9 protein-coding genes are annotated in these 13,805 nt (G+C 67.6%); 5 read left to right on the top strand and 4 right to left on the bottom strand.

Features of this window, described 5'->3' with window-relative positions; all coding sequences use genetic code 11:
* The first annotated feature begins 2 nt into the window (after positions 1–2).
* From C9992_RS12660 to C9992_RS12640, 5 genes are all read left to right on the top strand, one after another.
* Entirely contained in the window at positions 3–1,127 is a 1,125-nt protein-coding gene (locus C9992_RS12660) for a glycosyltransferase family 4 protein (protein WP_106815989.1), read from the top strand.
* A complete protein-coding gene (locus C9992_RS12655; protein WP_106815988.1) occupies positions 1,124–2,368 on the top strand; it encodes a lipopolysaccharide biosynthesis protein in 1,245 nt (414 codons plus the stop codon). Before C9992_RS12660 ends, C9992_RS12655 begins: the two co-directional genes overlap by 4 nt.
* A gap of 68 nt (positions 2,369–2,436) precedes the next feature.
* Positions 2,437–3,441, top strand: a complete 1,005-nt coding sequence (locus C9992_RS12650; RefSeq protein WP_106815987.1) for a GDP-mannose 4,6-dehydratase — start codon at positions 2,437–2,439, stop codon at positions 3,439–3,441.
* On the top strand, positions 3,438–4,373 hold the full coding sequence (locus tag C9992_RS12645) for an NAD-dependent epimerase/dehydratase family protein (RefSeq protein ID WP_106815986.1): 936 nt from the start codon (positions 3,438–3,440) through the stop codon (positions 4,371–4,373). Before C9992_RS12650 ends, C9992_RS12645 begins: the two co-directional genes overlap by 4 nt.
* Positions 4,370–6,580 (top strand): glycosyltransferase, encoded by a 2,211-nt coding sequence (locus C9992_RS12640; RefSeq protein ID WP_160150887.1) that lies wholly within the window; start codon positions 4,370–4,372, stop codon positions 6,578–6,580. The genes C9992_RS12645 and C9992_RS12640 overlap by 4 nt, the downstream gene beginning before the upstream one ends.
* Positions 6,581–6,598: 18 nt before the next feature.
* Here the strand turns inward: C9992_RS12640 and C9992_RS12635 are convergent, their stop codons facing one another.
* The 4 genes from C9992_RS12635 to C9992_RS12620 are packed head-to-tail and all read right to left on the bottom strand — an operon-like array spanning position 6,599 to position 13,723.
* A complete protein-coding gene (locus C9992_RS12635; protein ID WP_146145331.1) occupies positions 6,599–9,301 on the bottom strand; it encodes a hypothetical protein in 2,703 nt (900 codons plus the stop codon).
* Positions 9,302–9,357: 56 nt separating this feature from the next.
* Positions 9,358–10,158: an NAD-dependent epimerase/dehydratase family protein gene (locus C9992_RS12630; protein ID WP_106815983.1), complete on the bottom strand. Its 801-nt coding sequence runs from the start codon at positions 10,156–10,158 to the stop codon at positions 9,358–9,360.
* Between the two features lie 5 nt (positions 10,159–10,163).
* On the bottom strand, positions 10,164–11,564 hold the full coding sequence (locus C9992_RS12625; protein WP_106815982.1) for a polysaccharide biosynthesis protein: 1,401 nt from the start codon (positions 11,562–11,564) through the stop codon (positions 10,164–10,166).
* On the bottom strand, positions 11,561–13,723 hold the full coding sequence (locus C9992_RS12620; protein WP_106815981.1) for a glycosyltransferase: 2,163 nt from the start codon (positions 13,721–13,723) through the stop codon (positions 11,561–11,563). The genes C9992_RS12625 and C9992_RS12620 overlap by 4 nt, the downstream gene beginning before the upstream one ends.
* Between the last annotated feature and the right edge of the window lie 82 nt (positions 13,724–13,805).

The raw sequence follows: 13,805 nt of genomic DNA, 5'->3' as shown, positions 1-13,805 counted from the left end.
CGATGACCGTGCACGTCCTCGTGGACATGCTCTTCTACACCGGCACGCGCGGCGGCACGGAGACGTACGCCCGCGAGATCATCAAGCGGATGCCGGAGGCGTTCGCCGACGTCAGACTCACCGCTCTTGCGAATCGGGCCGGCGCCGAGCGTATCCGCGGCTTCTTCCCCGGAGACGTGCAGGTGGTCGACTGGGTGGGCGCAGACCGTGTGTCCTGGGCGGCCGGCGAAGTCCTCGCCGTGAACGCCCGCGCGAAGCGGGCGCGCGTCGATGTCATCTGGAGTCCGGCCAACTTCGCCCCGATCACACGGTCGCGTGCGGCGCGGGTCACGACCACCCACGATGTGACGTACCACACCGCAGGGGGCGGCATCGGCGGGGCCGTCACACGGATCACCTCATGGCTCATGACCCGCGCCGCTCTCACCTCGGACGCGGTGATCACCGGATCTCACGCCGCCGAGGAGGCGGTGACCTTGCACATGGGCATCGCCGCTGACGAGATCACAGTGATCCCACACGGCACGAACGCCCCGAATGCGTCCGAGGACCCATGGCGCGAGCTCGCCGAGATCGGCATCCATCCGGGACGCCCCGTGCTGCTCAGCACCGGCAACCGCCTACCCCACAAGAACTTCGAAGGCCTCCTTCGCGCTGTCGCGCAGCTGGACGGTCCACGACCGCTCGTGGTGATCCCGGGAAGTCACGGAAAAGATCCGCTCGCGCCGCTGGTCGAGAAGCTGGGCCTGCAGCACGATGTTGTGCTCCCCGGGTGGGTCTCGTCTGCGCAGCTGGAGGCGCTCTTTGCCGTGGCTGCCGTCTACGTCTGCCCCTCGCTCACGGAAGGCTTCGGGCTTCCAGTCATCGACGCGATGCGCCGCGGCTGCCTGGTTCTTGCCAACGATGTCTTGGTGCTGCGCGAGGTCGGCGGCGATGTCGCCATGTACGCCGACGCGACCTCACCGGAGCTTTTCGGCGCCGCCATCGTCCGAGCTATCCACGAGGACGGGTCGGAACGACGCCACGACGGCGTCCGGCGTGCCTCTGAGTACACCTGGGAGCGCTCGGCGGCCGAGACGGCGCGTCTGATCGAGTCCACCGCTGCCCGGAACAGAGGCCCGGCGTGACCGAGACCGTGCCGCTCGGGCGGCGGCTCATGCTGTTCTTTCTGGTTCCGGCGATCGCCGCGATCTCCCCGCTCCTCGTCCTCCCGATCGTCGCGCGGACCGCGGGGCAGTCGGGGTGGGCGAGCGCGATCGCAGGCGAATCGGTGGGGACGGTCGCATCCATCGCGATCGGCTACGGCTGGGTCGCGCTGGGTCCTGCTCTGGTGTCCATCGCAGCCGACGACAAGCGGCGCGGAGCGCTGTACCGCGGGTCGGTCATCGTCCGCCTGCTGGTCGCCGTCGTCGCCCTCCCCGTCATGGCGGTCATCTGTTGGGTGGTCGCCGCACCGGGCAGCGAGTGGCTCGCGGTCCTGATGGGCCTGCAGGGGGCGCTTATCGCCCTGTCGTTCACCTGGTTCTCGGCGGGGGTGGGCCGGCCGACCGCGATCGTCTTCTACGACTCCATCCCCCGGCTCGTGGCGACGGCGCTGTGTGCCATCCTCATCGCGCAGGGTGCCCCCGTCGAGTTGTACCCGCTCGCCGGCATCCTGGTCACCCTGGTCGGGACCGCGCTGTTCACCCGCGGGGTGCTCCGGCGCTACCCCGCGACGTGGCCGAGCCGCCGCGACCTGCGCGAGCTCTTCCGCATCGGCGCTCCGGTCGCCGTCAACGATGTCGGGCTGGTGGCGTACTCGAGCGTTCCGACGCCGCTCGTCGCACTGACGGCGTCCCCAGGGGAGGCGGCGGGGTTCGCGTCCGCCGACAAGATGCTCAAGCTCGGCCAGTTCGTCCCGATGACGCTCGCCAACGCGCTGCAGGCATGGATCACCGAGGCGCACGGTCCCGCCCGCGGGCGCCGAATGCGTCTGGCGATGCTCGCCCATGGCGGGATGGGTGTTGTCGGCGGGGCGTTCCTCGGCGTTCTGGGAGCCTGGGCCAGCGCGCTGCTCTTCGGCGCGGAGGCCGCGGCCACGACGCCCGTGCTCATGACGCTTGGCACCACCTTCGCCTTCTTCTCCTTGCGGACGTCCGTCACCCGCCACGTTCTCTACCCCGCGGGCGAAGCGGCGGCGGTGGTGCGCGCGACGCTGATCGCGACCGTCGTCGGGGTGCCCCTGATGATCGGCCTCGCGCTGTTCCTTGGGCCCGTGGGGGCGGCGATCGGGTACATGGCGACCGAGGCCGCGGCGACGCTCCTGCTTTGGCGGCGGTGCGTGCGCTCCCTGCACGAACTCGATCACGCGCAGCCGATCGCGGGTTGAGGGGACTGCCGACCTCAGCCGACGCGGCACCCGGGCTAAGATGTTCTGGTTGTCAAGCTGGAGGAACCATGGCTAACGCGCGCCGCGCACTCATCACCGGTATCACGGGCCAGGACGGCGGTCACCTCGCCGAGCAGCTCCACGACAAGGGGTACGAGGTCTTCGGCCTGATCCGCGGCCAGAACAACCCCCGCCGCGAGAACGTCGTCGCGGAGTTCCCGTACGTCACTCTCATCGAGGGCGATCTCACCGACCCGACCTCCCTGATCCGGGCGGTCGAGACGTCCGATCCCCACGAGCTGTACAACCTCGCCGCCGTCAGTCACGTCGGCTACTCCTTCAAGAACCCCACGCTGACCGCCGACGTCACGGCGAAGGGCGTGCTGAACGTGCTGGAGGCAGTCCGGGTGACGGGCCGCTCCGAGGCGACGAAGGTGTATCAGGCGTCGACGTCCGAGATGTTCGGCGGGCTCGACTACAACCGACCGGGGGCCGGCTACAACGAGGACTCGCTATTCCACCCGCGCAGCCCGTACGGGGTGGCGAAGCTCTACGGCCACTGGATCGCGAAGAACTACCGCGAGAGCTACGGCATGTTCGTGTCGTGCGGTATCCTCTTCAACCACGAGGGTGAGCGCCGCGGCGTCGAGTTTGTGACGCGCAAGATCACGCACGCTGTCGCGCGGATCAAGCTCGGCCTCCAGCCCACCATCGAGCTGGGCGACCTGTGGCCCAAGCGCGACTGGGGCTACGCCGGGGACTTCGTCGAAGGCATGTGGCGGATGCTGCAGCACGACGTCCCCGACGACTTCGTGCTCGCAACGGGCGAGACCCATTCGATCGAAGAGTTCCTGACCCTCGCGTTCGCCGAGATCGGCATCGACGACTGGCGTCCGTACGTGGTGCAGAACCCGGCGTTCATGCGGCCCGCCGAGGTAGACATCCTCCTGGGTGACCCGTCGAAGGCGGAGACGGTCCTAGGCTGGCAGCGCAAGGTGGACTTCCCCGGCCTCGTGAGCCTCATGGTCGCCCATGATCTCCAGCTGGCGGAGTCGCAGCGCACCTTCGCATGACGCGGCGGTTGATCGTCACCGGCGTCGACGGATTCGTCGGGCGCCATCTGGCGCGCACCGCCGCGCGGGCCGGTGTTGAGGTGTTCGGCATCTCGCGCAGCCGGACCGCAGATCCGGTATTGAGCGAGCACCTCGCGGGCTACGTGTCCGCCGACCTGCGGGAGCTCTGGCCGACCGGGCTCCCGGCCGATGCCGCCGTGGTCCACCTTGCCGGGCTGGCAGCCGTCGGGCCCTCGTTCGATCGCCCGCAGGACTACATCACAGCGAACAGCGCGATGGTGACCAACATGTGCGAGGCCCTCATTGCGCGCGGCCATGAAGGTCGCGTCGTGGGCGTGAGCACCGGCGCCGTGTACGCGCAAGCCGGCGATGACCCGGCGCGTTCCGAGGGCGATGCCGTCGCGTTCTCGTCACCATACGTCGTCAGCAAGGTCCTGGTCGAGAACCAGCTCTCGTACTACCGCGGGCGAGGACTCCAGACGGTCACTGCGCGGCCCTTCAACCATGTCGGGCCCGGGCAGGGCCCGGGCTTCATCGTCCCGGACCTGCTCGCGCAGCTTCGCACGCTCCCACCAGGAGAGCCGCTTCACGTCGGCAATCTGCTCACCCGGCGCGACTACACCGACGTTCGGGACGTTGCGCGGGCGTATCTCGAACTCGCCTTCGCTGAGACGCTGGCCCACGATCTCTACAACGTCGCCTCGGGCGCCGCTCGTTCCGGTGAGGAGGTCCTGGCCGAGCTGTGCAAGGCCGCTGGGCTGCCGCTGCCGCGGATCGAGGTCGACCCCGCGCGGGTGCGCGCGACGGATCCGCTCGTGATCATCGGAAACGCATCGCGGCTGCGCACCGAGACGGAATGGGCGCCGCAGATCCCCTTCGATCGCACGATCGCGGATGCGGTCGAAAGCGCCGGCGAAGCGGTTCGACCGTGACCGTCGATCTCACGGTGGTGATCACCACCCACGCCGAGGACCACCTGCTGCGCCCCACGATGCGCGCCATCCACGACGCGATCGAGGCTGTCACGGATGCCGGCTACCGGGTCGAGCTGCTGATGGTGGCCGACAACCCCACTCCCGCCGTCCGCTCCGAGACTGCCCGGTGGACCCACGAGTCGCGGTTCGAGTCCCGCGTGCTGGAGGTCGCCCTCGGTGAACCGGGTGCGTCACGCAACGCCGGGGTGCGCGCGGCGAAAGGCACCTACATCGCGCTGTGCGACGGCGATGACCTCTTCACCGCCGACATGCTGCTGGGCGCCGTCCGGATCCTCGACGAGCGGGGCCGGCGGGCCATCGTGCACCCCGAGCACGTCGTGAGCTTCGGGGAACGCAGCGCGCTGTGGCCGATCCGAAGCACGGACGATCCGTCGCTGACCTACCGCGACCTGCTCACGAGCAACCTCTGGCCGTCGTGCTCCGTCAGCCCCCGCGAACTTCTGCTGGAGTTCCCCTACCCGGAACTGCCCCCGGGCTCGGGGTATGGTCCCGAGGACTACTTCTGGAATGTGGTCACGGCCTCCGCCGGAATCCCCCATGTCACCGTGCCCGGGTCGTTCCACTTCTACCGCACGCGCCGCGCGGGCGGCGTCAACAACGCCAACGCCAGCGCTCTGCTTCCTCCGTTCGATCTCGACGCGCTGCGCGCCAACTTCCCCCGGGTCGAAACGCCGACGACCCCCGCGACGCTGGCTCAGCGCGCGCGCCGCGGGGTCGCACAGGCCTATCACGTGTTGAAGCCCATCGCGCGCCCGGTCCCCTTCACCGTCCGCCGTCGGGTGTACAGGATGCTGCGGTCGGCGATCGGCAAGCCGATGTGGAGCACCACCGCGCTCGACGCGGCCACGACCGCCCGCATTCGGAGGGTCGCCGAGATCGAGCCGGCCCTGAGCTGGACGCTCTACCACCTCGAACGCGACGAGGTGCACGTCTGGCGCCCCGTCTCAGACGCCTACGCCGACATCCTGGAAGCTCTCTGGGACGGTTTGCGCGGACGGTGCGGCCTCGTCATGCTCGCACCGTGGGTCGGTATCGGCGGCGCCGACCTTGTCGTGCAGAACTACGCGAATGCGTTCATCGCGCGGTCGGATCTGGCGGATCAGACCGCGCTGATCACCACCGCGGACGCATTCCGAACCGACACGGATCTCATACCGGCCGGGATGCTCCATCACCAACTCCCCGAGTCGTACCGAAAGCTGCCGCACGATCGGCAGCGGCAGCTCATCGCACAGGCGATCATCCTGCTGAAGCCGGCCACGATCATCTCCGTCAACTGCTTCGACTTCTCGCGAGCCCTGAACACGTACGGTTCGCAGCTGTGCACGGACCGCCGCGTCTATCTGACGTTCTTCGCGTTCGATCGCATCGGCCGCGGGAGCTACCCGACCAACCCGATCACCGACGACGCAGGACGCCTTTTCACGAGTCGACTCGCCGGTGTGATCACAGACAACCACGCCACGGCCGCCCTGGTGGCCGACACGATGGGCATCGACGACACCGTGGTCAAGGTTCACCGTCAGCCGGCGATGCGATCCATCCCGGAGTTCGAGTCGATTGCCCAGGGATCCGCGTACATCGACGAGCAGTTCTCGGCGGAGCGCCCGTTCGAAGTCGTCTGGCCCCACCGGATGGACCGAGAGAAGCGGGTCGACAGTCTGGTCAAGATCGCAGAAGAAGTCCGGCGTCGGGGGCTTGCGGTGCGGATCAATGTGCACGGTTCCGCCGTGTTGCACGCCGGCGACCCTGACCTACGACCGCAGTTGCGACGCCTCGGGGTCGTGGTGCACGGCCCGTACAAGGGCGGTCTTCCCGCGCTGCCCGTCGACCGGTATCACTGCATGCTGCTGACCTCGGAATCAGAGGGCCTGCCGCTGTCGATCGTGCAGGCGATGCACCTCGGCCTGCCGGTGATCGCGAGCGCCGTGGGCGGCGTCGGCGACATCGTGAAGGATCGCGAGACGGGTCTGCTCACCACGGGGCCTGACGACATCACCGGCTTCGTCGATGCCATCGCGGCACTCGCGGGATCACGCGAGCTCCGCAGGACGCTCATCCGCGGCGGCTACGACTTCGCCCGCGCGAATCACAGCGTGGAGGCCTTCGAAGCGCTCGTCCGCGAGGAGTTCGGCACCCTCTGAACGTGTTGCGGGTCCAAATCACGGGTAACGGCCCACGCCGCCCGAGACGGTGATCACACCACCCTGGAACTGCTGCGTGTAGTTGCCCGAAGCCGGATCCGCCGACGGCGCCCCCTTCGGGAACCCGAGCACACCCACATTCCGGCCCCAGTTCATCCACGTGTCACGCACCGCATTCGGAACCGCGAACGAACCCACATCGCTCTTGACCATCCAGCCGCCCTGGAACGCCTGATAGCAGCCACCACCACCCAGCGTGCACGACTGCGAACCCTGCGCCGCACCCAGCCACGGACTCTTGATCACCGTGTCGAACCACGGATCCACCGTCGACGACACACGGCCCACGCCGCCCGAGACGGTGATCACACCACCCTGGAACTGCTGCGTGTAGTTGCCCGAAGCCGGATCCGCCGACGGCGCCCCCTTCGGGAACCCGAGCACACCCACATTCCGGCCCCAGTTCATCCACGTGTCACGCACCGCATTCGGAACCGCGAACGAACCCACATCGCTCTTGACCATCCAGCCGCCCTGGAACGCCTGATAGCAGCCACCACCACCCAGCGTGCACGACTGCGAACCCTGCGCCGCACCCAGCCACGGACTCTTGATCACCGTGTCGAACCACGGATCCACCGTCGACGACACACGGCCCACGCCGCCCGAGACGGTGATCACACCACCCTGGAACTGCTGCGTGTAGTTGCCCGAAGCCGGATCCGCCGACGGCGCCCCCTTCGGGAACCCGAGCACACCCACATTCCGGCCCCAGTTCATCCACGTGTCACGCACCGCATTCGGAACCGCGAACGAACCCACATCGCTCTTGACCATCCAGCCGCCCTGGAACGCCTGATAGCAGCCACCACCACCCAGCGTGCACGACTGCGAACCCTGCGCCGCACCCAGCCACGGACTCTTGATCACCGTGTCGAACCACGGATCCACCGTCGACGACACACGGCCCACGCCGCCCGAGACGGTGATCACACCACCCTGGAACTGCTGCGTGTAGTTGCCCGAAGCCGGATCCGCCGACGGCGCCCCCTTCGGGAACCCGAGCACACCCACATTCCGGCCCCAGTTCATCCACGTGTCACGCACCGCATTCGGAACCGCGAACGAACCCACATCGCTCTTGACCATCCAGCCGCCCTGGAACGCCTGATAGCAGCCACCACCACCCAGCGTGCACGACTGCGAACCCTGCGCCGCACCCAGCCACGGACTCTTGATCACCGTGTCGAACCACGGATCCACCGTCGACGACACACGGCCCACGTGGGCCTGCACGGTGACGGTTCCGCCCTGGAAGCTCTGGATGAAGTCGGCGCCGCCGGGAACCGACGGATCTGCGATCGGCAGGGCAAGCGTTCCGCCCTGGCGGCCCCAATCCGACCAGGTCGCGAAGACCGAGTTGGGAACGACCCGGGCGCCGACCGACGCGTGCTGAACGATCCACGCGCCCTTGAATGCCTGCAGGCACACGCCGTCGGCGCTGCAGCCTGCGTCCGAGATCGGCAGGCCCATGGCGCCGTACTCGCGACCCCAGTTGAACCAGACGGCGAGGAACGCTGAAGAGATGTACCTCACGCCGATGGACGAGTTCTGGACGAGCCATCCGCCCTGGAACTCCTGTCGGCAGGCGTTGCCCATGTCAACGCAAATTACTTCAGACGTCGGGTAACCGACCACGCCGAACTCCCGGCCGTAATTGCCCCAGGAGGCGAGGTACTCGTTCCGGACCCCGTGCACGCCCGCGGCGCTGCGGAACACCATGCCGCCTTGGAACGACTGCGAACAGCCTGTGGGTGTGCACGTCATGGGTCCCGTGGTGTATCCCAGCCAGGCACGGTTCGCTGCGAAGTAGTCGGCGAACTCGCCACCCACGTCGTAGCCCTTAGTCGAGCCGAACCAGGCGGTGAAGTAGTTGAAGAAGTTTCGGTTTCCGTAGCTCGAACAGGCGTCGCCGGTACCGTAGCCGGCGGCGAGAGCCGCCCTGTTGGGCTGGTACGGGGTGTAGTAGTACAGGTCCGCCGTAGCCTGGTTCTGGATATAGACCGGCGACGACCCGCACGCCGTGTTCGGGTGGAAGAGCACGTTCCATGTGCGGCCCGGCGCGTACCACGTGAAGAAGTTCGACGTGCCCGGCGGGTTCGCGTAACGCTTCATCTGATGCGCCGCGCCGTACACCTGATTGAAGAATCCGTAGTATGCCTCGTTGCAGGCCGCGGTGTCGGGGCAGCCTTGGCCCATGGCCGCCATGTACCGCCATTCGCTCGGCCACGTGTGAGTGACGAGGCCCTGCTCCTTTTGCAGGGTCACGAGGAGCACCTTCTGGCTGATGCCGCACGACCTTCCGACGGCCGCGATGACGTCTGCCGCCGATTGGTACGCCCGGCCGGTATAGCCGGCGCACATCTGATCGGCGGGCTTGTTGGTCGTGTCCAGCCTCAGGTCCTTTAGACAGGTGTAGCCCGCTTGACAGGTCGATACTTTCGTCTCGAGAAAGTCCTGCACCTGGCGGGCGGTCATCGCATCTCCGTTGAAGAAGATCGAATCGTCGATGATGCGCCCAGGGTCGAAGACGCCCGCCTCGGCGGCGTGCGCGGGCGTCGCAGGCGTCCCGAAGGTTGCGACTGCCTGGAGCAGGCTCGCCACCAACACGAGCACCAGAGTCGCTGTGCCGCGTCGCAGACCTTTCCCGTGCGTTTCCACCCCACAAGCGTGGCACAGCGCGAGCGGATCGCGCCGCAACCTCGCGGATAGCGGTTTCAGGAGAGCCGCGTGCGCAACTCCGCGATGGCGGACCGCGTGGGCTTCCAGCCCAGCGACGACAACATCAGGGAGGGATCGCCCACGCTGTAGGAGACGATTAACTCGTGGAGCGCCTCGAACGCCTCCGGCGGTGCCGCTCGGGCAAGCATAAGATTGTCCGTGGCCTCGCCCGTGGCGACGTTAACGGCACCCGTGAAGTCAGGCCTCCCAGAGGCCGCAAGCAGTGCGTCGGCGACATCATCGACATGGACATAGTCGCGCACGTAGTTCGCGGACATCGCCAGCACGGGCCTCTCACGTCGAATCAGCTTGTTGATGAGCGATCGATGGCATCCGTCGCCGAAGACGTTGAAGATCCGCATCGAAAGTGCGGAGATGCCCGTGCGCTCGGCCTCTGCGGCAACCGCCTGCTCGCTGCTGATCTTGACCCGCGCGTACGCCGATACGCCCCGCAGATCGTCGGATTCCGTAAAGGGCGCAGTGCCGGCGTCGCCGTACACGGCGGCGCTCGACGCGAAGATCAACCGCGCGACGCCGGACTCTGCGGCCTGACGTGTCAGTGCACCCGCTACATCCGCCGCCGTATCGATGCCGTCGTCGTCTGCCGCGAGAGGAGGATTGACCAGGTTGATCACGGCGTCGGGCTTCACCCGCGACAGCCTCGTTCTCACCGCGGCGGCATCCGAGGCATCCAGCTCCTGGCGGGTCGTCACGAGGACCCGGCACCCGACCGCCGCCGCGCGGCGCGCGAGGGCGGCGCCTATGGGCCCTCCGCCGCCCAACACGAGGACCTGCATCGGGTTCACTGCAACGCCGCGAAGCCGAAGTCTCGCAGCGCCCCTCGCAGTTCCGAGTCCTCGATCGCGTACGAGCGCGTGCGCTCGAGCATCTCGCGCGCCCAGCCCAGCGTGTCGCCGGGGCGGTGGTCCGACTCCTCCGTCAGCACAAAGATCTTCGGGTGGGTCGTCGCATCGACGGAGCTGGCCCGGTAAGACAGTTCCTCGAACATCTTCTCGCCCGGCCGCAGGCCGATGATGTCGATGTCAAGCGTCGGGTCGACCGCCGCCACCAGGCTGCGGGCGAGGTCGTAAACCCGGATCGGCTCCCCCATGTCGAGGACGAAGAGGTCACCCTGCCGACCGGTGGTCGCCGTCTGGATCACCAACTGCGCCGCTTCGTCGATGGTCATGAAGTATCGCGTGATCTCTGGATGTGTCACCGTGAGGTTCTGGCGGCGGAGCAGCTGGCGCCGGAACGTCTGCATGACGCTGCCCTCACTCTCCAAGACGTTCCCGAACCGAACGCCCGAGAAGCGCGTCGATTTCGCGACTGCGCCAATGTCGCTCAGGAGCAGCTCCCCGATGCGCTTGGTCGCACCCATCACATTGGTCGGACGGACAGCTTTGTCGGTCGAGACGTAGACGACGCGGCTGACACCGGCATCCGCTGCTCGCTCGAAGACGTTGAGCGTGCCGCCAACGTTGTTGTTGAACGCCTCGATGGGGTTGGACTCCATGAGGGGAACGTGCTTGTAGGCGGCGACATGGAAGACGAGGTCGGGCCGGGTGCGCTCCATAATCTGCGCTATCCGGGCCTGCGACTGCACGTCGGCGATCTCGAGCTCCAGGGCGTCGGCCCCGCGCAGCGACTGCCCGAGATGGAACACCGACGGCTCGGATCGATCGACGCCTACCACGAGCGCTGGGTCCAGGCTGAGCAGCTGGTTGACCAGCCTCGATCCGATGGAACCTGCTGCGCCGGTCACCAGGACCCGCTTGCCCGCGATGATCTCTCGAGCCAACATCATGTCGTGCTTCACCGGCGCACGCCCGACGAAATCGAGCACGTCGACGTCGGTCAGGTCGGAGATGGACACCCGATCGCGGGACACGATGCGGTACGTGCGCGGCACGATCGCCAGCTCGACGCCCGGCCGGGGAACTCTTCCGACAAACTCACGGAGGACATCGGCCGGTGCCGACGGAATCGCGAAGTAGACGATGTCGACGCCGTGCGCACGACAGACCTCGGCGACCTCCGCGAGCCGCCCGAGCACCTCTGGCGCCGTCGAGCTGTCGTCGAGATAGCCGACCACCACCTCTCCTGCGGCGGCGGCGTCTTCTGCAAGAGTGCGGCCGGCGGTGCCGTGGCCTGCGATGAGGACGCGCTTGCCCTCGAGCGAGTCGCTCCCGTGCCCAGTCATCCGTCAACTCTATCGAGTGCGGCTGCTGCCCCTTCCCGGGGGGGGCTGAACTCCTCGGCCACTTCCGCCCGGAACGCCTCCCACGAGTGACGGGACCGCGCGGCGCGATGGCCGGCTTCGATCAGGGCACGGCGGGTCCGCACGCTCCGCAGCGACTCGATCGCGTCCGCAAACCCCTCGATGTCCTCCGGTCCGGCGGTGAGGAACCCGGTCCGGCCATCCTCGATGAGGTCGGGAACGCCGCCCACAGATGTCGCGATGACCGGCAATCCCCGGACAAGGGATTCCACGAGCACCAGCGGCATCCCCTCACTGCCGGAAGTCAGCAGCAGGCCATGGTATGGAGACGTGTCGACGGCGGCGAGGCCGCCGCGGTACGGACCCCGATAGTGGATCCCCGCGCCTTCCAGGGCGGCGATCGTCTCCTGGGCGTCCGACATCACAGCTTCGCCCCACACATCGATCTGGGCCCCCACGCCCCGCGCGCGAAGCTCGCGAGCAATCCGAGGGAGCACATCCGGCCGCTTGTCGGGGTCCAGCCTGTGCGGCCAGATCAGACGGATGTCTTCCGAGGCGAGCTCTTGCGAATAGGCGGCCGACGTCGTGTCGAGCGCGGGTAGGACATCGCTGCCCACCGGGAGCGGAAGGACCTTGATCGCGGGAGCATCGAGACCGAGCGCGTCCGCGGCGAAACGTGCTGTCACAGTGTTGTCGGTCAGGATTCGCCGCAGCCCGCCCAGACTCCTGCGCAACCCTTGGTCCGCGATCGGGCTGGACGGCAGACCGTCTCCGCGCGTGTCGAAGCCGAACAGCGTCAGCCTGATGTCAGCGCAACCCAGGATGTGCGGCCCGAAGAGATGCATGGCGTCGGTGAGGTGGTGGCAGTTGACGGACAGGACGGTGGTCGGCTGGACCAGGACCATCAACTGTGCAATGAGGCGCTGCCTCCAGTCCGGGGCCAGATCCTCGAATGCGCGCGGCATCTGGATCAGGCGCACCCCGGCCGGGACGCGTTCGTGGTGGGTCTTGGCGGGGTCCGCGGTGGTGAGAAGCGCCGTGCGACCGCGGAACTCCGGCAACTCGCTGATGGCGCGGGCGTACGCCGCGGCGGCGGCATCGCCGCCACCTGTTCCCAACCACGGAACCGCGACGATCGCCGACACTCCCGTCAAGGATGTGACGACATCGCTGAGGATCGCGCCGTACCCGTCGTCACCCGCCTCCCATACGGGCAGATGGGCCCTATTCTCGAGCGTCCATGACACCGCGGGGTCGATCCAGGCGAGTTCGCGCAGCACCGGATCCAGACCACGACCGGCTGCGTTGTCTTCGCTGGCGCGCGGCAGCCGCCGCTCGACCGCGTCGCGCGCACGTCCGAGCATCCGCGCCGCGCGGCTGATCACTCGCTCCGGTATTCGTGCGGCATGCCGTGGGGGCTCTTCTTCCGGGCGAGCAGGTGGAAGTGTCGCGCCCAGCGCTTCCACATCGACGGGCGGGAGGACCAGGACCGGGTCGGCACGCCCATTCACGAGAAACGGGACTCGGCGGAGCTGGACGACCGAATCGACGACACCGTGGACGAATCCGCGGGCGACGGTGTCGATGTTCCATGTCCACGCGGTGGGGCCGAGACCACGCTCGGTCGAGAGTTCGCGGTAGTTCACCTGCTGGAACACGGTGCGACGCGCGACGGCGAGGAGCGGCCAGAGGTCGTGGCACAGGATGTCTCCCGCTGAGACCGCATGCGTGCGCATATCCTTCGGACGCCACTCGTCATTGAAGCGTCCGAATCGAAGCACCGCGGCCGGGTGCAGGATCACGTTCTCCGGGGCGGACTGCAGTTCTCGGACCATGTCGACGAGCGTCGTGGAGGTGACGAGATCCGCTCCGTCCGCGACGACGACGATGTCGTGGCGCGCGCGCTCGACTGCGCGGTTGAACGCCTCACCGATCGTCTTCCCCTGCGCCACCGCGAGCTCGACTCCGGCGTCGGTGAGTCGAGTAACCTCCTCGCACGTGCGGGCGACATCGCCGAACACCGAGACAACGATGTGAGCGCGACCGCCCATCTGCTCGAATGCGGCGACCGCCGCCAGCCACGCGTTCAGACAAGGACGCAGCGAGCGCCCCTCCTCGTTGGCGCACACCACGATCGACACCGCTGGAGGGGAGCTTGCTGGCTCCATTCGGCACGTCCTCTCCGACAATTACCAGTTGAGCAGATGAGACGAGGATACGCAC

Origin of the sequence: Microbacterium timonense (assembly GCF_900292075.1) — a bacterium.
Lineage (GTDB): Bacteria > Actinomycetota > Actinomycetes > Actinomycetales > Microbacteriaceae > Microbacterium > Microbacterium timonense.
The sequence above is the reverse complement of the archived record's forward strand: the minus strand, read 5'-3'. Positions and strand labels throughout refer to the sequence as shown.

What these genes read in the sequence shown, in the direction of transcription:
- C9992_RS12660 (WP_106815989.1), top strand. Translation starts at nt 3, where the DNA reads ATGACCGTGCACGTCCTCGTGGACATGCTCTTCTACACCGGCACGCGC.
- C9992_RS12650 (WP_106815987.1), top strand. Translation starts at nt 2,437, where the DNA reads ATGGCTAACGCGCGCCGCGCACTCATCACCGGTATCACGGGCCAGGAC.
- C9992_RS12645 (WP_106815986.1), top strand. Translation starts at nt 3,438, where the DNA reads ATGACGCGGCGGTTGATCGTCACCGGCGTCGACGGATTCGTCGGGCGC.
- C9992_RS12630 (WP_106815983.1), bottom strand. Translation starts at nt 10,158, where the DNA reads ATGCAGGTCCTCGTGTTGGGCGGCGGAGGGCCCATAGGCGCCGCCCTC.
- C9992_RS12625 (WP_106815982.1), bottom strand. Translation starts at nt 11,564, where the DNA reads ATGACTGGGCACGGGAGCGACTCGCTCGAGGGCAAGCGCGTCCTCATC.